This is a genomic window from Streptomyces incarnatus (assembly GCF_001027185.1).
GTDB classification, from domain to species: Bacteria; Actinomycetota; Actinomycetes; order Streptomycetales; family Streptomycetaceae; genus Streptomyces; species Streptomyces puniciscabiei.
In genome coordinates this window covers 7,932,949-7,956,467 of record NZ_CP011497.1, presented here as the reverse complement: position 1 = coordinate 7,956,467, position 23,519 = coordinate 7,932,949, and the positions used below count along the sequence as shown (strand labels likewise).

At 72.4% G+C, this 23,519-nt stretch carries 21 protein-coding genes and 1 pseudogene; 13 read left to right on the top strand and 9 right to left on the bottom strand.

Going from position 1 to position 23,519, the window contains the following annotated elements:
- Nucleotides 1-102: 102 nt before the first annotated feature.
- Together ABB07_RS36290 and ABB07_RS41190 are read right to left on the bottom strand one after the other, a co-directional pair.
- On the bottom strand, nt 103-759 hold the full coding sequence (locus ABB07_RS36290) for a maltokinase N-terminal cap-like domain-containing protein (RefSeq protein WP_208902680.1): 657 nt from the start codon (nt 757-759) through the stop codon (nt 103-105).
- Nucleotides 760-1,096: 337 nt separating this feature from the next.
- A complete protein-coding gene (locus tag ABB07_RS41190) occupies nt 1,097-2,278 on the bottom strand; it encodes a hypothetical protein (RefSeq protein ID WP_244189639.1) in 1,182 nt (393 codons plus the stop codon).
- Nucleotides 2,279-2,661: 383 nt separating this feature from the next.
- On the opposite strand from ABB07_RS41190, the gene ABB07_RS36270 reads away from it, so the two are divergent.
- A complete protein-coding gene (locus ABB07_RS36270) occupies nt 2,662-3,579 on the top strand; it encodes an SGNH/GDSL hydrolase family protein (RefSeq protein WP_208902677.1) in 918 nt (305 codons plus the stop codon).
- 142 nt (nt 3,580-3,721) lie between these two features.
- Here the strand turns inward: ABB07_RS36270 and pgm are convergent, their stop codons facing one another.
- Nucleotides 3,722-5,362, bottom strand: coding sequence for a phosphoglucomutase (alpha-D-glucose-1,6-bisphosphate-dependent) (gene pgm / locus ABB07_RS36265; protein ID WP_208902676.1), 1,641 nt, complete (start codon nt 5,360-5,362; stop codon nt 3,722-3,724).
- 86 nt (nt 5,363-5,448) lie between these two features.
- Here pgm and ABB07_RS36260 point away from each other — a divergent pair, with 86 nt between their 5' ends.
- Both ABB07_RS36260 and ABB07_RS36255 read left to right on the top strand, forming a co-directional pair.
- The gene (locus ABB07_RS36260; RefSeq protein WP_208902675.1) at nt 5,449-5,838 is read left to right on the top strand and encodes a hypothetical protein; all 390 of its coding nucleotides are present in this window, start codon (nt 5,449-5,451) and stop codon (nt 5,836-5,838) included.
- 8 nt (nt 5,839-5,846) lie between these two features.
- Complete coding sequence (locus tag ABB07_RS36255; protein ID WP_208902674.1) at nt 5,847-5,984, top strand: hypothetical protein; 138 nt, start codon at nt 5,847-5,849, stop codon at nt 5,982-5,984.
- 10 nt (nt 5,985-5,994) lie between these two features.
- On the opposite strand, the gene ABB07_RS36250 is transcribed toward ABB07_RS36255, so the two are convergent.
- Complete coding sequence (locus ABB07_RS36250; protein ID WP_208902673.1) at nt 5,995-6,837, bottom strand: chitosanase; 843 nt, start codon at nt 6,835-6,837, stop codon at nt 5,995-5,997.
- A gap of 159 nt (nt 6,838-6,996) precedes the next feature.
- Nucleotides 6,997-8,491: pseudogene (locus ABB07_RS36245) on the bottom strand (MFS transporter).
- Nucleotides 8,492-8,721: 230 nt separating this feature from the next.
- On the opposite strand from ABB07_RS36245, the gene mgrA reads away from it, so the two are divergent.
- The 3 genes from mgrA to ABB07_RS36230 all read left to right on the top strand — a co-directional run bounded on the left by mgrA (nt 8,722) and on the right by ABB07_RS36230 (nt 10,802).
- Complete coding sequence (gene mgrA, locus ABB07_RS36240; RefSeq protein WP_208902672.1) at nt 8,722-9,765, top strand: L-glyceraldehyde 3-phosphate reductase; 1,044 nt, start codon at nt 8,722-8,724, stop codon at nt 9,763-9,765.
- A gap of 162 nt (nt 9,766-9,927) precedes the next feature.
- Complete coding sequence (locus ABB07_RS36235; protein ID WP_208902671.1) at nt 9,928-10,104, top strand: hypothetical protein; 177 nt, start codon at nt 9,928-9,930, stop codon at nt 10,102-10,104.
- A gap of 74 nt (nt 10,105-10,178) precedes the next feature.
- The gene (locus ABB07_RS36230) at nt 10,179-10,802 is read left to right on the top strand and encodes a DedA family protein (RefSeq protein ID WP_208902670.1); all 624 of its coding nucleotides are present in this window, start codon (nt 10,179-10,181) and stop codon (nt 10,800-10,802) included.
- Nucleotides 10,803-10,945: 143 nt separating this feature from the next.
- Here the strand turns inward: ABB07_RS36230 and ABB07_RS36225 are convergent, their stop codons facing one another.
- Nucleotides 10,946-12,736, bottom strand: a complete 1,791-nt coding sequence (locus ABB07_RS36225) for an MFS transporter (RefSeq protein ID WP_208902669.1) — start codon at nt 12,734-12,736, stop codon at nt 10,946-10,948.
- On the bottom strand, nt 12,733-13,155 hold the full coding sequence (locus ABB07_RS36220) for a MarR family winged helix-turn-helix transcriptional regulator (protein ID WP_425264786.1): 423 nt from the start codon (nt 13,153-13,155) through the stop codon (nt 12,733-12,735). The genes ABB07_RS36225 and ABB07_RS36220 overlap by 4 nt, the downstream gene beginning before the upstream one ends.
- Nucleotides 13,156-13,312: 157 nt before the next feature.
- On the opposite strand from ABB07_RS36220, the gene ABB07_RS36215 reads away from it, so the two are divergent.
- Both ABB07_RS36215 and ABB07_RS36210 read left to right on the top strand, forming a co-directional pair.
- Nucleotides 13,313-13,486 carry a CsbD family protein gene (locus ABB07_RS36215; protein WP_208902668.1) on the top strand — a complete coding sequence of 58 codons (174 nt, stop codon included), beginning with the start codon at nt 13,313-13,315 and terminating at the stop codon, nt 13,484-13,486.
- A 266-nt stretch (nt 13,487-13,752) separates the two neighbouring features.
- The gene (locus tag ABB07_RS36210; protein WP_208902667.1) at nt 13,753-14,199 is read left to right on the top strand and encodes an ATP-binding protein; all 447 of its coding nucleotides are present in this window, start codon (nt 13,753-13,755) and stop codon (nt 14,197-14,199) included.
- 42 nt (nt 14,200-14,241) lie between these two features.
- Here the strand turns inward: ABB07_RS36210 and ABB07_RS36205 are convergent, their stop codons facing one another.
- The gene (locus ABB07_RS36205) at nt 14,242-15,006 is read right to left on the bottom strand and encodes a hypothetical protein (protein ID WP_244189638.1); all 765 of its coding nucleotides are present in this window, start codon (nt 15,004-15,006) and stop codon (nt 14,242-14,244) included.
- Nucleotides 15,007-15,567: 561 nt separating this feature from the next.
- On the opposite strand from ABB07_RS36205, the gene ABB07_RS41185 reads away from it, so the two are divergent.
- From ABB07_RS41185 to ABB07_RS36185, 4 genes are all read left to right on the top strand, one after another.
- Nucleotides 15,568-15,843, top strand: coding sequence for a hypothetical protein (locus tag ABB07_RS41185; protein WP_244189637.1), 276 nt, complete (start codon nt 15,568-15,570; stop codon nt 15,841-15,843).
- Nucleotides 15,844-15,862: 19 nt separating this feature from the next.
- Nucleotides 15,863-16,879, top strand: a complete 1,017-nt coding sequence (locus ABB07_RS36195) for a 4Fe-4S dicluster domain-containing protein (protein WP_208902666.1) — start codon at nt 15,863-15,865, stop codon at nt 16,877-16,879.
- Complete coding sequence (gene nrfD, locus ABB07_RS36190; RefSeq protein WP_208902665.1) at nt 16,876-17,889, top strand: NrfD/PsrC family molybdoenzyme membrane anchor subunit; 1,014 nt, start codon at nt 16,876-16,878, stop codon at nt 17,887-17,889. The genes ABB07_RS36195 and nrfD overlap by 4 nt, the downstream gene beginning before the upstream one ends.
- A 101-nt stretch (nt 17,890-17,990) precedes the next feature.
- Entirely contained in the window at nt 17,991-19,508 is a 1,518-nt protein-coding gene (locus ABB07_RS36185) for an MFS transporter (protein WP_208902664.1), read from the top strand.
- A 229-nt stretch (nt 19,509-19,737) separates the two neighbouring features.
- On the opposite strand, the gene ABB07_RS36180 is transcribed toward ABB07_RS36185, so the two are convergent.
- Entirely contained in the window at nt 19,738-20,076 is a 339-nt protein-coding gene (locus ABB07_RS36180) for a hypothetical protein (protein WP_208903853.1), read from the bottom strand.
- A 172-nt stretch (nt 20,077-20,248) separates the two neighbouring features.
- On the opposite strand from ABB07_RS36180, the gene fdh reads away from it, so the two are divergent.
- The gene (fdh, locus tag ABB07_RS36175; RefSeq protein ID WP_208902663.1) at nt 20,249-23,509 is read left to right on the top strand and encodes a formate dehydrogenase; all 3,261 of its coding nucleotides are present in this window, start codon (nt 20,249-20,251) and stop codon (nt 23,507-23,509) included.
- The last annotated feature ends 10 nt before the right edge of the window (nt 23,510-23,519 follow it).

Genomic DNA, 23,519 nt, shown 5'->3' with positions numbered 1-23,519 from the left:
GTGCGCCGCGCCCTCATGGGGTCAGGGTGCGGACTGCCGAAAGCGTGACAGATTTGACCGGGCCATGCCAGAAGGATGCGCGTGCTTCGGGCTGCGGGACGGTCAGCCGGCGCGCAGCGTCACGAAGACCGCCGCCAGATCGGCGCCCCGCGGATCCCGCCAGCCGCGCGCCACATGCCCGATCGCGCCCTCGGGGCGCAGCGGCGGGTTCCCGGGCACGGGGGTCAGGACCCGGTGGACGTGCAGGACCGTGCCGTCCGGCGCGGGGATGCGGGTGCCGTCCTGGTCATCGGCCGGCTCGGGGGCGAAGCCGCCCGGAGCGAAGGGGGCGCCGGCGTAGGAGCGGATCACCTCAGGGTCGGGGGCGCCGTCGATGCTCTGGGCCTGCGCCTGGGCCCTGCCCTCGATCAGCGACAACAACTCGGCGACCAGCACCGGGTCGTGGCAGCCGTCGTAGGCCCAGCGCTTGCCCAGGACACCGTGCTCCATCGTGCCGACGAGCGCGTGCTCCGCGCCGTCCAGCGGCGCGCCGCGATAGGTCAACGGAACGAAGTAGGCGGTCGGTTCCGCGGTGGACGTGTCGGTGGCCACCATGAACTCGATGCCGACCTCGCCCTCCGGGTCGTCCAGCCGGAATCCCCCGGACTTGGTCAGCACCGGAGCATCCGCGCCGCCGCGGTACCAGGGGCGCGAGGGCAGCCAGTCGGCGAGCAGCTCCAGCTTCGTGGGCTTGAGCGTGGTGTGGTGGATGATGGCCATGCCGTCGGTGCTCCTCCGTCGCGCGGATGTGCTGACCACGGCAGCTTCTCACACCGTCACCGCAGGTCAGCGGCATGCCCCTGGCTGGTGCAGGGCCCAACTCGCCGCTGTTTTCGGAGGGTGGACGGATCATCGCCCCGCGGCCGGTCGCGCTGCGTTCGTGCACGGGTCCGTACCGCGGCGCGGGGGCGGGGACTTCGTGTACGCGGCGCGGGGCCGGGCCCGCTCGTCGGCTCGAGGCCGGCCCGCTCCCCCTTGCATGCCGCTGGGCCGCCCACTGCGGGCGGCCCAGCGATCTCCTGTGTCCCGGCTTCCTCAGATGGCCGTCGTCACCTGCTCAGTCCTCGTGCGAGTCGTGGCCGTGGCCCGACTCCTTGTGCGACTGGTGCGACTTCGACGGCTTCGACGGCTGAGCGGGCTTCACCGGCTTCTGCGGGTAGGACGGCTTGACCGGCATCGCCGGGTACGCGGGCTTGACCGGGTGCTCCGGGTACGCGGGCTTCACCGGGAGCACCGGCTTCTCCGGGTAGGCGGGCTTCACCGGCAACACCGGCTTCTCCGGGTACGCGGGCTTCACCGGCAGCACCGGCTTCTCCGGGTACGCAGGCTTCACCGGCAGCACCGGCTTCTCCGGGTACGCAGGCTTGACCGGCTTCTCCGGGTACGCGGGCTTCACCGGAAGCACCGGCTTCTCCGGGTACGCGGGCTTCACCGGGAGCACCGGCTTCTCGGGGTAGGCAGGCTTGACCGGCTTCTCCGGGTACGCGGGCTTCACCGGCAACACCGGCTTCTCCGGGTAGGCAGGCTTGACCGGCTTCTCCGGATACGCAGGCTTCACCGGCAGCACCGGCTTCTCCGGATACGCAGGCTTCACCGGCAACACCGGCTTCTCCGGATACGCAGGCTTCACCGGCAACACCGGCTTCTCCGGATACGCAGGCTTCACCGGGAGCACCGGCTTCTCGGGGTACGCAGGCTTGACCGGCTTCTCCGGGTAGGCAGGCTTGACCGGGAGCACCGGCTTCTCCGGGTACGCGGGCTTCACCGGCTTCTCCGGATACGCAGGCTTCACCGGCCGTTGCGGATACTCGGGCTTGACCGGCAGCACCGGCTTCACCGGGTATTCGGGCTTCACCGGCTTCTCCGGATAGACCGGCTTCACCGGAAGAACAGGCTTCTCCGGATACACCGGCTTGACCGGGTGGACCGGCTTCTCCGGATAGACCGGCTTCACCGGAAGAACAGGCTTCTCCGGATACATCGGCTTGACCGGATGAACAGGTTTCTCCGGGAAGACAGGGTGGACCGGCTTCTCCGGATAGATCGGATAGGTCGCCTTCACCGGATACGCCGGGCTCTCGGGATGGAGCGGGTAGGCGGGTTTCTTCGGGTAGGGCGGCTGCGGGTTGGTGTGGTCCTGCGCGTACGCGGCACCCGGGTTCGCCAGCGCGACTGCGGTGATCGCGGCGATGGTGGCAGCTGACGCCAGAACGGATCGCCGTCGCGGCGATGTCGTCATTCTCTCCACTCTCCTCGACTTGGGTCAGAGCTTGAAGACGTCTGGTCAGTCCTGATGGGTCGTCAGTGGAATGATCAGGAAATCGGGGCCGTGAATAACGCTCACGCGGCCAGAAGCCACCGGATGGTGTAGCGCACAGGCATGACGGCAGCCTGACGCCCCATCAGGGACGGCATTGCGGCGGCCACGCCCGAGGGCAGGCCGGTTCGCAGATGCGGACCGGCCGCACGCCGACAAAGGTGTCCGTTCTCGCGCCCGCAACTCGTTGCTTCCCGCTTCTGGTCGGCGAGACCTACCGGACGGTATACAGACCCAGTCGAACGCGCGAGGGCCGCTCTCCGGTGCCGGCGCCGCGCGATGAACCGGCCTCAGGGGGAGGATCCATGACGAACGGCACACGTGCGGCGGGTGGGGCGAGAGGCCGGCGGGGAACCGCCGTACTGGGGGCGGCGCTGGGCGGTTGCGTCCTCGTCGCGGCCGCCACCGCGCCGGCCTCCGCGCGCTCCACGGGACACGACCACCGCATCGACTACGTCGCCCTCGGCGACTCCTACACCTCGGGCCCCGGAATCCCGCAGCAGGTGGACGCCAACTGCGCCCGGTCCGACCACAATTACCCCTCGCTGGTGGCGGACCGGCGTCAGGTGAGGACCTTCGAGGACGTCAGCTGTGCCGGCGCGACGACCGCCGAGATGTGGCAGGCGCAGGGCACCAACGCGCCCCAGCTCGACGCCGTGCAGCGGGACACGGACCTGGTGACGGTGCAGATCGGCGGCAACGACGTCGGCTTCGGCCCGATCATCAGCACCTGCGCCCACCTGGCCGCCCAGGACCCGATGGGCGACCCCTGTGAGCGCTCGTACAAGGCGTCCGGCTACGACCGGTTGGCCCTCGCGATCGTGCGGACCGCGCCGAAGGTGGACCGGGTCCTGCGGGCCGTGCGCGCGAGGGCGCCGCACGCGCGCGTGGTCGTCGTCGGCTATCCGGACCTGTTGCCCGACGACGGCAGCGGCTGCTTCCCGCAGGTGCCGTTCGCGCGGCAGGACTTCCCCTACCTGCGGGACACCGAGAAGCGGCTGAACCTGATGCTGCGCCTGGTGGCCGCGGTGAACCGGGCCGACTACGTGGACACCTACGGCCCCACGGTCGGCCACGACATGTGCAAGGCGCCCGCGGACCGCTGGATCGAACCGCTCCAGCCGGCCGCGCCCGCCGCCCCGGCGCATCCCAACGCCACGGGTGAGCAAGCCATGGCACAGGCGGTGCTGGACAGCCTGGACGAGGACCGCGGGCGCGGCTGATCCGGCCGGCCGGCATCCAGCGCGGGGCCGGACCCGGCCACGGGCACCAGGCCCGGCCGGGTGGCATCCGCGGCCGGGGCGGAAGGGGGCGCGCGGCCGGCCGTCCGCCCCGCCACCCGGATGCCACCCGCCCCGGTGTCGGTCAGCCGCCGAGCGCGCTCAGCACCACGGACCGGGCCTCCTCCTGTACCCGGGCGAGGTGGGCGCGGCCGAGGAAGGACTCGGCGTAGACCTTGTAGACGTCCTCGGTGCCCGACGGGCGGGCCGCGAACCAGGCGTGGTCGGTGGTCACCTTGATGCCGCCGATCGCGGCGCCGTTGCCGGGCGCCTCGGTGAGGACGGCCGTGACCGCCTCCCCGGCGAGCGTGTCGGCGGTGACCTGGGCCGGTGACAACGTGCCGAGCAGTGCCTTCTGTTCGCGGGTCGCGGGCGCGTCGACGCGGGCGTAGGCGGGCTCGCCGAAGCGGGCGGTCAGGCCGGCGTAGTGCTCCGAGGGGGTCCGGTCGGTGACGGCCGTGATCTCGGAGGCGAGCAGCGCCAGGATGATGCCGTCCTTGTCGGTGGTCCACACGGAGCCGTCCCGGCGCAGGAAGGAAGCGCCGGCGGACTCCTCCCCGCCGAACCCGATGGCACCGCCGGCCAGTCCGTCCACGAACCACTTGAACCCGACCGGCACCTCGACGAGTCGGCGTCCGAGATCGGCGGCGACCCGGTCGATCATCGTGGAGGAGACCAGCGTCTTGCCGATGCCGGCACCGGCGGGCCACTGGTCGCGGTGGCGGTACAGGTAGGAGATGGCGACCGCGAGGTAGTGGTTGGGGTTCATCAGGCCCGCGTCCGGAGTGACGATGCCGTGCCGGTCCGCGTCGGCGTCGTTGCCGGTGGCGATGCGGAACCGGTCGCGCTGCTCGATGAGCGAGGCCATCGCGTACGGCGAGGAGCAGTCCATACGGATCCGGCCGTCCCAGTCCAGCGTCATGAACCGCCAGGTGGGATCGGTGTGGGGGTTGACCACGGTGAGGTCGATGCCGTGCTGTTCGGCGATGCGTCCCCAGTAGGCGACGGAGGCCCCGCCGAGCGGGTCGGCGCCGATGCGCACACCGGCCGCGCGGATCGCGTCCAGGTCCAGCACGCTCGGCAGATCGCCGACGTAGGCGCCGAGGAAGTCGTACCGCCCGGTGGTGTCCGCGGCGAGGGCCTGCGGGTACGGCACCCGGCGCACGTCCTTCAGCCCGCCGGTGATGATCTCGTTGGCCCGGTCCTGGATCCAGGAGGTGGCGTCGGAGGCCGCCGGGCCGCCGCTCGGCGGGTTGTACTTGAAGCCGCCGTCTGCCGGCGGGTTGTGGGAGGGGGTGACGACCACACCGTCGGCGAGGCCGGAGGTGCGGCCCCGGTTGTGGGTGAGGATCGCGTGCGAGACGGCGGGGGTGGGCGTGTAGCCGTCCGCGCTGTCGATGAGCACCGTGACGCCATTGCCGGCGAGCACCTCCAGCGCGGTGACCTTCGCCGGCTCGGACAGGGCGTGGGTGTCGGCGCCGAGGAACAGGGGGCCGTTCGTGCCCTGGGCCGCGCGGTACTCGCAGATGGCCTGGCTGGTGGCGGCGATGTGGTCCTCGTTGAAGGCGCTCGCCAGGGACGAACCCCGGTGCCCGGACGTGCCGAACGCCACCCGCTGCGCCGGGTCGGCCGGGTCCGGGTGCAGTGCGTAGTACGCCGTGACCAGCCGGGCCACGTCGACAAGGTCCTCGGGACCGGCCGGCCGGCCGGCTCGCTCGTGCGGCATGAGTCCTGTCCTCCGCGTCGTCGGATCGATCGCTCACCGCCCATCTTTCCTCGTCAGGGCCCTGACATGCGAGTACGCCCCGCCTTATGGTCCGGTCCTTCGATCTGCGCGCTGCCCCGCAGCCTGTGCTGGGCGCCTTCACGGACGGGTCTTCCACCGTGACCGGTTCCGCCGCCGGGGTTCCTTGGTTCCTCGCGTGTTGCGCTCAGTTCGCCGTGCCGGCGGCGGCCGGTGGCGAACTCGTCCGGGCGCTGACGGTCCGTGCTCATCCGCTGCATCCGGCGACGACCACGGCCTCCGGCACCGGCCGTGTGTCAATGATCTTCGTGAACGTGATGACGGCGGAGATCGTGCTGTTCCTCCTCTGGTTCGCCCGCTGCCGGCGCAACGCCGAGCTGCTCTCGCCCGGCCGGCTTCCCGGTTCCGTAACCCGCTGCCCCTGGCCGCCGCGAACCTGGGCGGCGGCACCTCGCTGACCCTGCTGGTGGCGGCGGAAGACCTCGACCTGCTGGCCGCCGCCCTCTCGGTCGTCGTGATCCAGCGCATCACGGTGCGGCAGGCCGCCGGGCTCGGCGCGGGGCCTCAGGTGCCCACGCCCGCCGGCCTGCCGCACGCCTCGTGACACCGGTGCGTCAGCCGATGTGGTAACTGTCCCCGTACACCTTCCAGTCGAGCGGGGTGTTCAGGTCGAGGTTGCCCTTGCGCAGGAACACCCGCTGCTCGGTGTCGACGCGGCTGGTGTCGCTGTGCGCCTCCTCCTGCTTCATGGCCCACACCCGGGCGTCGAGGAAGGCGTTGAGGTAGGTCTTCTCGTCGCCGCCCTGCGCCGGCGGCTTGGCGCTGCGCAGGGCCCGCCCCCGGATGTTGCGGAAGCTGGTCGGGTCGTCGCCGTCACCGTGCATGACGAGGGCGTCGTAGTAGCAGAACTGGCCGAGGGCGCGCAGGCCGTCGGCCTTGCCCCGGGCGACCGCGGGGTTGAAGTAGACGCGGTCGCGCTCGTCGTTCTGGCACTGCTGGAACACGGCGTCCTGCGCGGCCTTGCGCCAGTCCTTGGGGAAGTTCGGGTCCAGGCCGTCGTGGGAGTCGCTGCCGTTGACCTTGCGCAACGCGGGCAGGTACTTGGCGAGGACGTTGCCCGGCTCGCGGTCGGCGTAGAGCTGGACGACCTCGAGCATGTCGCCGGTGCCAGAACAGAAGCCGATGATGCCGGCGGTGTAGCCGCGGCCGTCGCCGATGTCCTCGATGTACTTGTACTGGGCCTTCCAGTCGAGCGAGGAGTTCTCCGCGCTCGACACCAGTTCCATGGCGATCTCCTTCTTCGCCGGGTCGTCGAGACCCTTCGCCGCCGCCGGTGCGGCGGTCGCGCGCTGGGTCGCGAGCAGGGCACCGGAGGCGGCGGTGGCGCCGAGCAGGGCGACGACGGTCCGGCGGGATATGCGGGCGGGGGCTGCTGTCTCGCGGTCTGTGTTCACCACAGGGCTCCAAGCGGGAGTGGGGGGTGGTCAGTTGGTCCGTGCTGGTTCCACGCCCGGACACTGGTAGGAAAGTTTCCTATCAAACACTGCGGCGCAGGGTAAGCAGGCTCGCGAGAAGTTCGTACGATCGAACGAGGATATGACCGTACGGGGCGTGCCTCAGGTGCGCCGGGCCCCGTCCCGCTGCCGCACGAGGGTGTACAACTCCCGTGACACGGTGATCAGTTCGCGCCGCTCCTCGCGTGAACCGACCATCGGCTGCGAACCCTTGAGCGGCACCTGGGCGGTCTCGGGCAGGAACCTCACCGTCAGGAGGCCGATGAACCCGGCCAGCATCAGGTAGTAGGCCGGCATCAGGTCGTCACCGGTGGCCGTGACCAGCGCGGCCGTCACGAGGGGGGGTGGTGCCGCCGAAGGCGGAGACGGCGACGTTGAAGCCGATGCCCATCGCCGCGTAGCGGACGGCGGTCGGGAAGAGGGCGGGCAGCGTGGCCGCGCTCGGTGCGGCGAAGCAGGCCAGCAGCGTGGCCAGCAGCAGGACGCCGAGCACGGGCGGCCAGGTGCCGTGCGCCTTGATCAGCAGGAAGGCGGGCACGGCCAGCACGATCATCGCGGCGGCGGCGACGGCGTAGACCGGCCGCCGGCCGACGCGGTCGCTGAGCCGGCCGAGGAAGGTGATCAGCACGACGATCCACAGCATGCCGGCGAGCACCAGGAGGTCCGCGGAGCCGCTGGAGCGGTGCAGGACCTCGGTCTGATAGGTCGGCAGATAGCCGGTGACCATGTAGTTGGTGACGTTGTACAGCAGCACCAGCCCCATGCAGACCAGCAGCTCTCCCCAGTGGTTGCGGACGATGTCCTTGAACTCGCTGCCCGCCGATTCCTGCGCCAGGGCCTTCTCGTGTTCGTCCAGCTGCTGCTGGAAGGCCGGGGACTCCTCCAGCCTGAGCCGCATGTAGAGACCGATCACCCCGAGCGGTCCGGCGATCAGGAACGGGACGCGCCAGCCCCAGGACAGCATCTGAGCGTCCGTCAGGGCCAGGTTGAGCAGGGTGACCAGGGCCGAGCCGAGGGCGTAGCCGACGAACGTGCCGAAGTCGAGCCAGCTGGAGAGGAAGCCGCGCCTGCGGTCCGGCGAGTACTCGGCGACGAAGGTGGTCGCACCGCCGTACTCGCCGCCGGTGGAGAAGCCCTGGACCATGCGGGCCAGCAGGAGCAGCACGGGCGCGGCGACGCCGATCGTGCCGTACCCCGGGATGACGCCGATGGCGAAGGTGCCGGCCGCCATCATGATCATGGTGGTGGCGAGCACCTTCTGCCGGCCGATCCGGTCGCCGAGCGGCCCGAAGACCAGGCCGCCGAGCGGCCGGACGACGAAGGCGGCGGCGAAGGTCGCGAAGGAGGAGATGACCTGCGCGGCCGGGGAGGCGCCGGGGAAGAACACCTTGCCGATGGTGGCGGCCAGGTAGCTGTAGACGCCGAAGTCGAACCACTCCATGCAGTTCCCGAGGGCGGAGGCGCCCACGGCGCGCCGGAGCAGCGGCGGCTCGACGACCTGGATGTCGTCCTCGCCGAACGCGCGGCGGTCGCGGCGGAGCCTGCGGGTCAGCTCCTCGCGCACCTGGCGGGGCAGCCGCGCCACGGCCTGCGGCACCCGAGGGCCGCCCCGGCCCTCCCGCCGCCCGTCCGAACCGGCACCGCTCACCAGGCCCCTCCTTCCGTCGCCCACCGGTCACCGCCTGCCCCCATGGCCGATTCAGAAACGGAACCGCTCAATCCCATCCGGTACGGCGGTTGGACTTGCGGTGGCGTGCGGGCGCAGGGTGGACGGGCCCGTCCGCACCCGGAGGGGCGACCGCCACAGCACCACCCGGAGAGGACCCGATGACCCACGTCGCGGACCCCGCACGCTACGACGGCACCATGCGCTACCGGCGCACCGGCCGCTCGGGGCTGGACCTGCCCGTCCTGTCCCTGGGCTACTGGCACAACTTTGGCGACGACCATGCCTTCGACACCCAGCGCGAGATCGCGCTGCGCGCCTTCGACCTCGGGATCACCCACCACGACCTGGCCAACAACTACGGCCCGCCGTACGGCGCGGCCGAGCTGAACTTCGGCCGGCTGCTGCAGCGGGACCTCGCGCCGTACCGGGACGAGCTGGTGATCTCCACCAAGGCCGGCTGGGACATGTGGCCCGGCCCCTACGGGCAGGGCGGCGGCTCCCGGAAGTACGTGCTGGCCTCGCTGGACCAGTCGCTGCGCCGGATGGGCGTGGACTACGTGGACATCTTCTACTCCCACCGGCTGGACGCGAGCACGCCGCTGGAGGAGACGATGGGGGCGCTCGACACCGCCGTACGCCAGGGCAAGGCGCTGTACGTCGGCATCTCCTCCTACGACGCCGAGCGCACCCGGCAGGCGGCGGCCATCCTGCGGGAGCTCGGCACCCCCCTGCTGATCCACCAGCCGTCGTACAGCATGCTCAACCGCTGGATCGAGACCGACGGCCTGCTGGACGCGGCCGAGGAGGAGGGCTTCGGGGTCATCGGGTTCACGGCGCTCGCCCAGGGCCTGCTGACCGGCCGTTACCTGGAGGGCGTGCCGCAGGACTCGCGGGCGGCCCGCGGCACGTCCTTCGACGCCTCCTGGCTGACGGACGACATGCTGCGGCGGCTGCGCGCCCTGAACGACATCGCGGCGCGGCGCGGTCAGACGCTGGCGCAGATGGCGCTGGCCTGGGCGCTGCGCGACGAGCGGGTGACGTCGCTCGTCATCGGCGCCTCGCGCACGGAGCAGCTGGAGCAGAACGTCGCCGCGCTGGAGAACCTCCGGTTCGACGCCGAGGAGCTGGCCGAGATCGACAAGTACGCGACCGAGGGCGGCGTGGACCTGTGGCGGGAGGCGCGGCTGGGCCGGCTGGGGTGATCCCGGCCGCCGGGCGGTCCCGGGGAAAGGTGGCACTCGGTGACACACACTCTGGACAAGAGGAATAAAGCCGACATAATGGATGTCATACGGACAGCGTTGTCAGTGCGGACGACAGCCCCCTCACGTTGACTCGCGACTTCCAAGGAGCCGCTCCCCCCCATGGCACACGGAGCCCACCGCACCCTCATGCCTCCCCGTCCCGATCTGGATCTCGCCCGCGACTGCGAGGTGTGCCTCGGCTGGGGCACCGTCGTCACTCGCGACGGGGATCACGAACTGTGCCACATGTGCCAGGGCATCACCGATGACGAGGGCGCCGTCCGCTCCGACTGGTAGCCGGACACCGCCGGGCGGCCGTGAGCCGTGCCGGGCGGACCGGAACGCTGATCGCGCGGACGTACCGTGGAGGCATGGCCGCCCCTCCCCTTCCGGGTCCGCTGGCGCATCTCGCGCCGTTGCTCGGTCACTACGGCTACTGGGCCGTGGGGGCCGTGGTCCTGGTGGAGGACTTCGGGGTGCCCGCGCCCGGTGAGACGATGCTGCTGGCCGCCGGGGTGTACGCGGGCGCGGGGCGACTGAACGTCGTGGGCGTGGCGGTGATCGCGTTCGTCGCGGCCGTCGTCGGGGACAACATCGGCTATGTGATCGGGCGCTGCGGCGGGCGGGCCTTCGTGCACCGGTGGGGGCGGTACGTCTTCCTGACGCCGAAGCGGTTCCAGGCGGCCGAGGAGTTCTTCGGCCGGCACGGCGGCAAGATCGTGACCGTGGCCCGGTTCGTCGAGGGGCTGCGCCAGGCCAACGGCATCATCGCCGGCACCACCGGCATGCACTGGCTCCGCTTCCTCGCCTTCAACGCACTCGGCGCGGCCCTGTGGGTCGGCCTGTGGACCACCCTGGCCTACCTCGTGGGCAGCCACATCACGACCGTCTACGACGAGGTCTCGCGCTACCAGCTCTACGTCCTCGTCGCCGCCGGCGCGCTGGTCGCCGCCCTCGTCGTACGGCACCTCGTACGGCGGCGCCGCGAGCGCTGAGGGTGGTTTGCGCCCGTGTCCGCGGCGCACTCGGGAAGGAGACCGCGACCGGCGGTCGACGGTCCGGGGCTCCCCTGGTTCGGAACAGATGCCGGGGGAGCTTCGACGTGTCCGTCCCTCCTGGACGCGGCCGCCGCGGGCCTCTAGGGGGAGGTGCGCGTGGACCGGGCCTTCGCCGCGTGGTCCGGCCCGGCCTGCCGGGTGTCGTCGTCGGCGCGCGTGTGGCCGCCGCGCAGGGCGGAGGCGAGCGCGGCGACCAGGGCCATGCCCGCAGCCACGCCGAAGACGATGGTCAGGCCGTGGTGGAAGGGCCGGGAGACCAGTTCGGGGAAGAAGGCGTGGCCGGTCAGGGTGGCCCGCTGGGCGGCGGTCAGGTGGTCCAGGGCGCCGGCGCCGAGCAGATGACCGATCGGGTTGTCGCCGAGGAACGTGGCGAACAGCGTGCTGACCGGCGGCAGCGAGGCCACCTCGTGTGCGGTCGGCGCGGGCACGCCGTGCGCCTGGAGCCCGCCGCCGAGCGTCCTGGGCAGCGTGCTCGCCAGGCCCGAGACCATCAGCGAGAAGAAGACGCCGATGGACAGGGCCGTGCCGGAGTTCTGGAAGGTGGAGCGCATACCGGAGGCCACACCCCGGTCACGGGCCGGCACGCTGCCCATGATGGAGGACGTGTTGGGCGAGGAGAACATGCCCTGGCCGAGGCCGTTGAGCAGCAGCAGCGCGGCGAAGACGCCGTAGTCGAAGTCCACGGGGAGGGCCAGCAGGCCGAGGAAGGAAACGGCGACGACGACCAGTCCGGCGGTGGAGAAGAGGCGGGCGCCGAACCGGTCGGACAGATAGCCGGAGACCGGTCCGGCGACGAGGAAGCCGACCGTGAGCGGCAGCATGAAGATGCCGGCCCACAGCGGGGTGTCCTCGAAGTCGTAGCCGTGCAGCGGCAGCCAGATGCCCTGCAGCCAGATGATCAGCATGAACTGCAGTCCGCCGCGGGCGATCGCGGTGAGCAGGGCGGCCAGGTTGCCGGCGGCGAAGGCCCGCACCCGGAACAGCGACAGCCGGAACATGGGCTCGGCGATCCGTGTCTCGACGAGGCAGAACACCAGCAACAGGAGCACGCCGCCGACGAGGCCCGCGAGCACCCAGGGGTTGGTCCAGCCGGTGGGACGGCCGCCGTACGGCTGGATGCCGTAGGTGATGCCCGCGAGCAGGATGCCCGCGCCGGAGGCGAAGGTGAGGTTGCCGAGCCAGTCGATCCGGCCGCGACCGCCGGCCGAGGTCTCGCGCAGGCTCAGGTACGACCAGAGGGTGCCGGTGACGCTGACCGGGACGCTCACCCAGAACACCGCACGCCAGTCGACCGCGGCCAGCAGGCCGCCGGCGAGCAGGCCCAGGAACTGCCCGGCGAGCGCGGTGATCTGGTTGATGCCGAGGGCCATGCCGCGCTGCCGCGCGGGGAAGGCGTCGGTGAGGATGGCGGCCGAGTTGGCGGTGAGCATGGAGCCGCCGAAGGCCTGCACGATGCGCCACAGGATCAGCCAGAGCGCGCCCGCGCCCGCCCGGAACGGGTCGAGGGACAGCGCGACGGAGGCGCATGCGAAGACCAGGAAGCCCAGGTTGTAGATCCGCACCCGGCCGAACATGTCGCCGAGCCGGCCGAGGACGACCACCAGGACGGCCGAGACCAGCAGATACCCGAGGATCATCCACAGCAGGTAGCCGATGTTGCCGGCCGCCAGCGGGTCCAGGCCGATCCCGCGGAAGATGGCCGGCAGCGAGATGATCACGATGGAGGCGTCCATCGTGGCGATGAGGACGCCGAGGGTGGTGTTGGACAGCGCGACCCATTTGTAGCCGGGGCCGGGGGGCGTCTCCCGGAGGCGGGCCGGGCGGGCGAGGAGGCGGCCGCGTATGCCGGCGGCGGGCGTACGGCCGGTCACAGTCGTTCCGCCAGCCGGTCGAGCAGGGGCAGCGCGTCGTGCAGGGCCTGCCGTTCCTGCGGGGTGAACTCGTCCAGGGCGCGGGCGAGGCGGGCCACGGACTCGGAGCGGCGCTGCTCCAGCACGGCCCGGCCCTCGTCGGTGAGGGAGACGATGGCCCGGCGCCCGTCGGCCGTGTCGGGGGTACGGCTGACCAGTCCGCGTTGTTCGAGTCCGGCGAGGGTGCCGGCCATCGCCTGCGGCCGGACCCGTTCCAGTTCGGCGAGCGATCCGGGCGAGTCGGGACCGGTGCGGGCCAGCCGGGCCAGCACCGAGACGCCGGACAGTGTCACGTCGCCGACCGCGTGTGCCTGGCGCAGCCGGCGGACGATCCGGCCCATGGCCAGCCGCAGTGCGGCGGCGAGTTCAACGGTGTCCACGGTTACTAACAATAGGTTTATCAGTCTGGACTGTTCAACCAAGGGGAAGTAATCGGGGCCCGTATCGACGAGATGTCCGCGTTTTCCTGTTTGGGCGGCCGCTCGCTGGCAAGCCGACTGGGGACCGGATCCGCACGACGTTGGGATGTGACACCCGATGGCAGGCAACCAGAAGGCGAAGGGCAAGAAGGAGCAGGTCAAGGGGAGGGCGAAGGAGGCCGTGGGCCGCGCCGTCGGCAACGAGCGGATGGAGGCCGAGGGCCGTGCGGAAGGCGCGCGCGGTGACGCGCGGCAGGCCAAGGAGAAGGCCAAGGACACCTTCAAGCACTGAGCCGTGTTCAGGCACGGGGCCGCGCCGGATCCGCGGCTCCGCCGATTCCGAACGGGCCCGGGACATCCGGCGGACGCCGGCTTCCCGGGCCCGTTCCGCCGTGCGCACAGCGGGTCGGCGGCCGGTGGCCTGGGGCTCGTGTGCAACCGGAGGATTCGCGGCGTACGTGCCCTTGATCGAGGGCCCAGCGGGTATCCGAGCAACGACGGGAGGATCCCGTATGCACAGGAATGGTCCCCGGCGCCGCAGGAAAAGGGCAACGACGCATGGACATCCCGTTCGGGACGCACACGAGAACGCAGGCCCGCCCCGCGCCCCTGCGCTACAGCCGCACCTGGGACGACGCCGTGGCGGGCATCGGTGACGCCCGGGACGCCGTCGCCGCCCTGCTGGCACGGGTACGCCCGGCACCCACCCGGCGGTCGGTGCAGGACGCCCGGCTCGTCGTGAGCGAACTCGTCACCAACGTCGCCAAGCACGCCCCCGGCCCGTGCACCCTGAGCCTGGAGCTGCTGCCCGGGGCCGGTGCCCTGCGCATCACGGTGTCGGACACCTCCACCGACCCGCCGCTGCGGCGCCCTCCCGATCCCCGGCGGGTCGGCGGGCACGGGCTCCACCTGGTCGCGATGCTCTCCCGCGCCCTGGAGGTGACCTGGCTGCCCCACGGCAAACGGGTCACCGCCACCGTGCCCCTCACCGCCGGGCAGGGATAAGCATCCGAACGGGTCACGCCCGGGCGTGGACGCGGACGGTGATCAGTTCGCCACGGCGTAGGGCACCGCGGAACCGGGCAGGCCGAGGTGTCCGGACAGCAGGGACCTCATGTCGTAGCGGAGCCGGAGATGGCGGGTCCACCAGTGCAGTGAGGTGCCCGAGTCGGTGACGACGACGGTCCGGTCGGGCAGCCGCTCGGACAACTCGGCGACCACTGAACGGGGGTTGACGGACGTGCGGAAGTAGCGGCTCGCCCGCGTGTGTCCCTCGTCCCGCCAGGACCGCACCGTGTCCTCGACCCGCGCCCGCCACGTCCGGTCGGTGGCACGGTGCAGCAGCGGGATGAGCGCTTCCAGTGCCCCGGTGACGTCGCCGGTCACCCGCACGGCCGGACGCGCCCGGTGGAGCAGGCAGTCGGCCGGCTCGCGGTCGACGGTGACGATCCGGCAGCCGGCGGCGGACGGCAGGAGGGCGGGGGCCAGGTCCTCCGCGCCCACGAGGAGCAGCGTGTCGCACTCCCGCAGCAGCGCGGCCGCCGCCCCGCTGCCTAGGGGGCCGGCCACGCCCGTGCCGTAGGACAGGTCGTCGGGTAGGGCGTCGCGGGCCAGGGCGGCCGATTCTCCGCCCAGGCGGGCGCCGGCCGTCTCCTCGCCCACGACGGCCGGCAGCGGTGTCCGGTCCGCCTCCGCGTCGTGGAGCCCGCCCAGCAGCCGCAGCGCGGCTCCGCCGGGCGGAGCCGCGCCAGCAGCCGAGGCGGCCGGTGAGCTTGGCGTCGGCGCACGCCATGAGGGCGGCGGACTCCGCACCGCGCGCCTGCCCGAACCACGGCGCCCGCGGCCCGCCGCGCAGGGCGCCGGCCAGCGGGGCGACGTCCAGCCCCGGCACGCCGTACACCCGTTTCCACGCCCCAGGCCCGAAGCCGGGCCGCGACGGCCCCGGGCACGATCACCACGCCCGCCTCCTCGTACCCGCACACCGTCCGCGCGACCGGGTAGCCCCGCGCCGGTCCGGCAAAGAGCCGGGGCGCCGTTTCGGGCGCGCGGAGTCGGGGCACCCGTGCCACGCTCGAAGGAGAGCACCGAGAGTGAGGGACCCAGCACGGGCGGAAGGCGAGCACGCGGTGGCGGTGTCCGAGGAGCGGCGGTCGGCCCGGGCCGAGGGACGCGGTGAGCGACTGGTGTCCGCGCTGGACCGGCGGCTTCCGGTCTCCTCGATCCTCAACGGCTGTCCGTTCTTCGAGCGCCGGCTCACCGGCCCGCTGCCCGGGCAGCACCTGTGCGACCGGCCGCGCAACCAGCCGACCCGTACGGCGCTGGGCGCGGCGGCCGTCTCGACAGGATGTGCTGGCGTACAGGTTCCGCCCGCCGGTGGAACTGCTCACGCGCACCTTCCGCACGGCGCTGTTCGTTGTGCCCCTGCTGTCCCGCGCGGAGGCCTACCGCATCCTCGTGCGCGACACGCCCCGGCCGCGTGCCGAGGGCACGGAGGCCTGGCGCTGGTTCCATCGGCACCGGCCGCGCAACGCCCTGAGCCGCTGGTGCTTCGGCAGGAGCGTGGAGATGCCGGCCACGGCCTCGCAGAAGCGCCGGGTCGCGGTCGTGCGGGCCGCGCCCGGCGAGGTACCCGGGGAGGGCGAGGAGTGAGGAGCGAGGAGGTACGGCGATGAGCGACGGCGACGAGGTCCGGGGACATCTGCTGTACGGCCCGCAGCCGGACGTGGCCGGGGCCTCCGGCTGGCCGGACGCCCCGCCGAGGATGGGCTTCTTCACCGACACCTCGGTGTGCATCGGCTGCAAGGCGTGCGAGGTGGCGTGCAAGGAGTGGAACGCCATCCCGGAGGACGGTCTGGTGTGGACCGGCATGTCGTACGACAACACCCAGGGCCTGGGCGCCGACACCTGGCGGCATGTGGCCTTCATCGAGCAGCGCGGGCCGTTCGGCGGGCAGCAGCCCGGGGTCGCGCACGACGACGTCGACGTGTTCGCCGCGGCGGCCCGCCTCGGCACCGATGCCTCCTCCCCCGTCCCGGACGCCACCGCTTCCCCGCACGGGACGGCCCCCGAGGGCGCGCACGCCGGGCAGATCGCTCCCGTCGCCCCGGACGGCCGCACCGAACTGCGCTGGCTGATGGCCTCCGACGTGTGCAAGCACTGCACGCACGCCGCCTGTCTGGACGTGTGCCCCACCGGCGCGCTGTTCCGCACCGAGTTCGGCACGGTGGTCGTGCAGGAGGACGTCTGCAACGGCTGCGGCTACTGCGTGCCCGCGTGCCCCTACGGCGTCATCGACCAGCGCGAGGACGACGGCCGGGTCTGGAAGTGCACGCTCTGCTACGACCGGCTCGGCGTCGGCATGGAACCCGCCTGCGCCAAGTCCTGCCCCACGGAGTCCATCCAGTTCGGCCCGCACGAGGAACTGCGGGAGCGGGCGCGGGCCAGGGTGGAGCAGCTGCGGGCGGCCGGCGTGACCGGGGCACGGCTGTACGGCGAGAGCCCGGACGACGGGGTCGGCGGCGACGGCGCGTTCTTCCTGCTGCTGGACGAGCCGGAGGTCTACGGCCTGCCGCCCGACCCGGTGGTCACCACCCGGGACCTGCCCGACATGTGGCGGCACGCGGCGCTGGCCGCCGGCTCGCTGGTGGCGCTGGCCCTGGGCAGTTTCGCGAGGAGGCCGCGATGAGCGACTCGGACGTCACCCGGGACGGCGTGCGGGGCGAAGGGCCCGGCAGGCAGGCGCCGGGCGATGCCGGCGCGGGACGCCGCCGGCACCGGCGCGGACGGGGCGAGCAGCCGATGGTTCCGGAGGCCGCGTTCTCGTCGTACTACGGCAAACCGGTGCTGAAGAAGCCGACGTGGAAGCCCCTGGACATCGCCGGATACCTGTATCTCGGCGGACTGGCCGGGGCGTCCTCGCTGCTCGCGGCCGGGGGCCAGGTCACCGGGCGGCCGGGGCTCGCGGCTCCCGCGAAGCTCGCGGCCGCCGGGGCCGTCTCGCTGTCACTGGCCGCGCTCGTCCATGATCTGGGCAGGCCGGCCCGGTTCCTGAACATGCTGCGCGTCCTCAAGCCCACGTCGCCCATGAGCGTGGGCTCGTGGCTGCTGGCGGGGTACGCGCCGCTGACGCTGACCGCGGCGACGACTCAGGTGGCGGGCCGGTACCGGCTGCTGGGCTCGGCCGCCACCGCGGCCTCCGCCGTCCTCGGCCCGGCCGTGGCCACGTACACGGCGGTGCTGCTCTCGGACACGGCGGTGCCGTCCTGGCACGAGGGCTACCGCGAGCTGCCGTTCGTCTTCGCGGGCTCCGCCGCCACCGCGGCCTCCGGCCTCGCGCTGGCCACGGCCCCGGCCGCCCAGGCGGGACCGGCCCGCCGGCTGGCCGTGCTCGGGGCGGCCCTGGAACTGGGGGCGTTCCGGGCGATGAAGCGGCGCATGGGCCTGACCGCGGAGCCCTTCGAACAGGGCAGGCCGCACCGGCTGCTGCGCGCGGCGGAGGCGCTGACCGCGGGCGGGGCGGCCCTCGCCCTGTGCCGCGGGCGGGACCGGCGCGTGGCGGTCGCGGCCGGAGCCGCGCTGCTCACCGGCTCGGCGGCCCTGCGCTTCGGCGTGTTCCACGCCGGGGTGGCCTCCGCCGAGGACCCGAAGTACACCGTCGTACCGCAGCGGGAGCGGCTGGCCGGGCGCGGCGGCTGAGGCAACGGCGACTGAGTCGCGGCGGATGAGTCACGGCGGCTCGGGTCGCCCGGGGCGGCGCCGGTGTTCCGGGTCCGGGCCCGGGGAGAGGAGCGCACCAAGTGGCAGCGTCGGCGTCAGCGGCGGACGGCCGGAACCCGGGCGCCCAGCAGGCCGGGTACGAGCCGGATCCGCGGCGGTGGCGTGCCCTGTGGGTCACCCTGGTGGCCGGCTTCATGAGCCTGCTGGACGTGACGATCGTGGCGGTCGCCCTCCCCACGATCCAGCGCGATCTGCACGCCTCGCCCGCGCAGGTGCAGTGGGTGGTGTCCGGATACGCCCTCGCCTTCGCCCTGGCCCTGGTCACCGCGGGCCGCCTCGGGGACGCCCTGGACCGGCGCCGCATCTTCCTGCTGGCGCTCGGCGGCTTCGTGGTCTGCAGCGCGGCCTGCGGAGCGGCTCCCGGCATCACGCTGCTGGTGGTGTCCCGGCTGGCGCAGGGACTGGCGGCGGGCTTCATGGCCCCGCAGAACTCCGCGCTCATCCAGCAGATGTTCCGCGGCGCCGAACGCGGCCGCGCCTTCGGCTTCTTCGGCGCCACCGTCGGCGTATCGTCCGCCGCCGGGCCCGTCACCGGTGGCGTCATTCTCGCGCTGGCCTCCGGCGCCCAGGGCTGGCGGTGGATCTTCTACGTCAACGTGCCCATCGGCATCCTGGCCGTCCTGCTCGGCCGCCGCCTGCTGCCCCGCACCCGTCGCTCCGGCCGGGGGCACGTGGACCTGCCCGGCGTGCTGCTGCTGGGCCTCGGTGTCCTCGCGGTGATGTATCCGCTGGTCCAGGCGGACTCCGGCGGCATCGGACGCGTGTGGTGGCTGTTCCTCGCCGGCGCGGCGGTCCTCGCCGTCTTCGTCCGGCGGCAGCGCCGTCTCGTCGCCCGGGGTGCCGAGCCGCTGCTCGATCCGCGGCTGTTCACGACGGTGCGCGGATACGCGGTCGGCGCCGGGGTGGGCACGTTGTACTTCATCGGGTTCAGTGGCGTGTGGCTGGTCTTCGCGCTCTTCTACCAGCACGGTCTGGGCTTCTCGCCGCTCCGGTCCGGGCTCGCCGTGACTCCCTTCGCCCTGGGTTCGGCCGGCGCGTCCGTGGTCGCCGGCCGGCTGGTGGACCGCTTCGGCCGGCTGCTCACGGTGTGCGGCCTGACGGGCGTGATCGTCGGTCTGGGCGGCACGGCTCTGCTGCTCGGCCTCGCTCCCCTCGGCTTCGCTCCCTGGGTCGCCGCTCCGGTGCTGTTCCTCGGGGGTGTCGGCAGCGGCTGCGTGGTCTCGCCGAACATCACCATGACGCTGCGGGACGTGCCCGTGCGCATGGCCGGTGCGGCGGGCGGCGCCCTGCAGACCGGTCAGCGGCTCGGTGCCGCGGTCGGCACCGCCGCCCTGCCCGGCTTCTTCTACCTGGTGCTCGGCAGGAGTCACGACTACCGCGGCGCCCTCGTCACCGCGCTGGGCGCCGCCCTCGTCGGCATGGTGGCGTCGCTCGCGCTCGCGACGGCGGACTGGCGTCGCGACCGGCGACTGCGTCCCGCGCACCGGAAGTGTCCGGACGAGGTCGCCAACAGCCCGGTGCACGCCCGGCAGACCTGACCCGGCCGGCCGGAGGACGGCCGCGATGGGCCGTGCGGCCGACCCGGTCGCCGCGGACCGGCGAACCGCTTCAACGACACGGTCTTCCCCCGAGCCGCCGACGCACCGCTGCGGCACGCGGTCGCGAGCGGGCGATGCCTCGCGGGGCCGGCCTCGGACGGTCCCCCGTGGCCCGGCGTCCCGCTGCTCGTCCATGCCTCAGCGGACCTCCCCCGGACGGCCGTACCGCTCACGTAACGCCGAGCCGCGCCGCCGGATCCGGCAGGGCGGCGACGGTCAGGCCGGCGGGGTGCGCCGTCGCGTTCCCGATCGCTGGCGCCCGCTGCGGAGGCAGCCGGCGTCCGCAGTCCCGTCCCCTCGGTGAACGTCTCGTCGACGTCGAACACCAGGACGCGGAGCCGGTCAGCGGGCAGGGGGTCACCTCCCGGCGCGGGCAGAGGCCGAAGGCGCTGCCCGCGAAGAGCACGTAGTGCGGATGGGCCACGACGAAGTAGACGAAGTAGCTGTCGGTGACGTGGTGGTCGATCACGGGGGTGCCGACCATGATGCCGGTGAGGCCGCCGATCAAGAACTGCGTGCGCCGACACACTGCGGCGGCGGGGTCCCCCGGGCCCGTCCCCTCACACCTTCCGGGTCCGTTTGGCCGTGCCCGGCCGGGGTACTCCGCGGCTCGCCGGGGTGAGAGATGCCCCGGCCGCGCGGATCCTGGAGAAGAGGGTCCCCGAGCGGGAGGAGTGGCCGTGGGCGTACGCACCTGGATCGACTCCTGGCCGGTCTACCGCCAGCTGACCGGCAGCGATCCGCTGGGCCGGGGCGCCGCGGCGAAGAGCGGGCCCAGTGAGCGCCTCCAGCCCCGGGTGGCCACGGCGGACCGGGTGGTGAAGTCCGTCTGCCCGTACTGCGCGGTGGGCTGCGGCCAGAACGTGTACGTCCAGGACGGGAAGGTCACCCAGATCGAGGGCGACCCGGACTCCCCGATCTCGCGCGGCCGGCTGTGCCCCAAGGGCGCGGCGAGCCTGCAGCTGACCACCGGGGACGCCCGCGAGCACCAGGTCCTCTACCGGCGCCCGCACGGTACCGAGTGGGAGCGCCTGGACCTGGACACCGCGATGGACATGATCGCCGACCGGGTGATCGAGGCGCGCCGGGCGGGCTGGCAGTGGGAGGTCGACGAGACCCGCACCCGGCGCACCCTCGGCATCGCGAGCCTCGGCGGGGCCACGCTCGACAACGAAGAGAACTACCTGATCAAGAAGTTGTTCACCGCGCTGGGAGCGATCCAGATCGAGAACCAGGCGCGTGTTTGACACTCCTCCACCGTTCCCGGTCTGGGAACCTCGTTCGGACGCGGCGGCGCGACCACCTTCCAGCAGGACCTGCAGAACGCGGACTGCATCGTCATCGAGGGCTCGAACATGGCCGAGTGCCATCCGGTCGGGTTCCAGTGGGTGATGGAGGCCAAGGCGCGGGGTGCGAAGGTGATCCACGTCGACCCGCGGTTCACCCGCACCAGCGCGCTGGCCGACCTGCACGTGCCGCTGCGCGCGGGCACGGACATCGCCTTCCTCGGCGGAATCGTCAACTATGTGCTGGAGCACGAGAAGTACTTCCGCGACTACATCGTGGCTTACAGCAACGCCCCGGTGATCCTCCGGGAGGACTTCCGCGACACCGAGGACCTGGCGGGTGTGTTCTCCGGCCTGGACGCCCGGAACCGCTCCTACGACAACACCAGTTGGCAGTACGAGGGCGCCGAGATCCAGGCGGCCTCCGGGGAGCGCGACCAGGAGTACGAGGAGCGCACCCGCGGCGGCAGTTCGGTGACCGAGGCGGCACGCGGCGAGGCGCACGGGTCCGGCGGCGCCGTGATCCCCGAGGGGGAGCCGGAGCGCGACGAGACGCTGACCCATCCGCGCTGTGTCTTCCAGGTGCTCAAGCGGCACTACGCCCGCTACACACCTCAGATGGTCGAGGAGGTCTGCGGGGTGCCGCGGGATCTGTTCCGGCGGGTGTGCGAGCTGGTCACCGAGAACTCCGGCCGCGACCGGACCACCGCCTTCGCCTACGCGGTCGGCTGGACCCAGCACACGGTCGGCGTGCAGTACATCCGGGCGGCCTGCGTCCTGCAGACCCTGCTCGGCAACATCGGCCGGCCGGGCGGCGGCATCCTGGCCCTGCGCGGACACGCCTCCATCCAGGGCTCCACGGACATCCCGACCCTGTTCAACCTGCTGCCGGGCTACATCCCGATGCCGCACGCCCACCAGAACCAGGACCTGGAGGCCTTCGTACAGGCGGAGGCCGCCCACAAGGGCTACTGGGGCAACATGCGCGCGTACCTGGTGAGCCTGCTCAAGGCGTACTGGGGTGACGCGGCGAGGGCCGACAACGACTTCTGCTTCGACTACCTGCCCCGGCTGACCGGCAGCCACTCGGCGTACGAGACGGCCATGGCCCAGCGGGAGGGCACCTGCAAGGGCTACTTCCTGTACGGCGAGAACCCGGCGGTCGGCAACGCCAACTCCAAGCTGATGCGGCTCGGCATGGCGAACCTGGACTGGCTGGTGGTCCGCGACTTCTCGCTGATCGAGTCGGCGACCTGGTGGCAGGACGGGCCCGAGATCGAGACCGGTGAGCTGCGCACCGAGGACATCCGCACCGAGGTGTTCTTCCTGCCGGCCGCCGCGCACACCGAGAAGGACGGCAGCTTCACCAACACCCAGCGGCTGCTGCAGTGGCACCACCAGGCGGTCGAGCCGCCCGGTGAGGCGCGCAGCGACCTGTGGTTCGCCTACCACCTGGGGCGGATCATCCGGGAGAAGCTCGCCGGGTCCGCCGACGAGATGGACCGGCCGCTGCTCGACCTCACCTGGGACTACCCGACGAAGGGCCGGCACGCCGAGCCGGACGCGGAGACCGTCCTCGCCGAGATCAACGGCCGCGACGCCGGCGGCCGTCCGCTCTCCTCCTACGAGGAGCTGAAGCCGGACGGCTCGACGTCCTGCGGCTGCTGGATCTACTGCAGTGTGTACGCCGACGGCGTCAACCAGGCCGCCCGCCGCAAGCCCGGCAGGGAGCAGGACTGGGTGGCCGCCCAATGGGCGTGGGCCTGGCCCGCCAACCGGCGGATCCTCTACAACCGCGCCTCCGCCGACCCCGAGGGCAGACCGTGGAGCGAGCGCAAGGCACTGGTGTGGTGGGACGCGGAGAAGGGCGAGTGGTCCGGGCACGACGTACCCGACTTCAAGAAGGACAAGTCACCCGATCACCGGCCGACCGGCGACGCGACCGGTCCGGAGGCGCTGTCCGGCACGGACCCGTTCATCATGCAGGCCGACGGCAAGGCCTGGCTGTACGTGCCGTCCGGGCTCACCGACGGCCCGCTGCCGGTCCACTACGAGCCGCAGGACTCGCCGTTCCCGAACCTGCTCCACGACCAACAGCGCAATCCGGTACGGCAGTTGATGCCGTCGCTCCCCGACAACCGCTACCAGCCGAGCGGTGCCGAGCCCGGCTCCGAGGTGTTCCCGTACGTGGCCACCACCTACCGGCTCACCGAGCACCACACGGCGGGCGGCATGTCCCGCTGGCAGCCGTATCTGGCCGAGCTGCAACCGGAGTTCTTCTGCGAGGTCTCCCCGGAGCTGGCGGCCGAGCGGGGCCTGGAACACGCGGGATGGGCGACGATCGTCAGCGCCCGCGGGGTGATCGAGGCGCGGGTGCTGGTGACGGACCGCATGGCGCCGCTGACGGTGCAGGGGCGCCGGCTGCACCAGGTGGGGCTGCCCTATCACTGGGGTCCCAACGGCTACAGCACCGGGGACGCGGCCAACGAGCTGCTGCACCTGTCGCTGGATCCGAACGTCCACATCCAGGAGTCGAAGGCCTTCGCGGTGGACATCCGCCCGGGACGGCGACCGCGCGGTCCGGCCTCGGTGGAGCTGGTGCGGGCGTACCGGGCCCGGGCGGGCATCGACGAGCACACCGGAACGGAGCCGTAGGGGCCCTGGC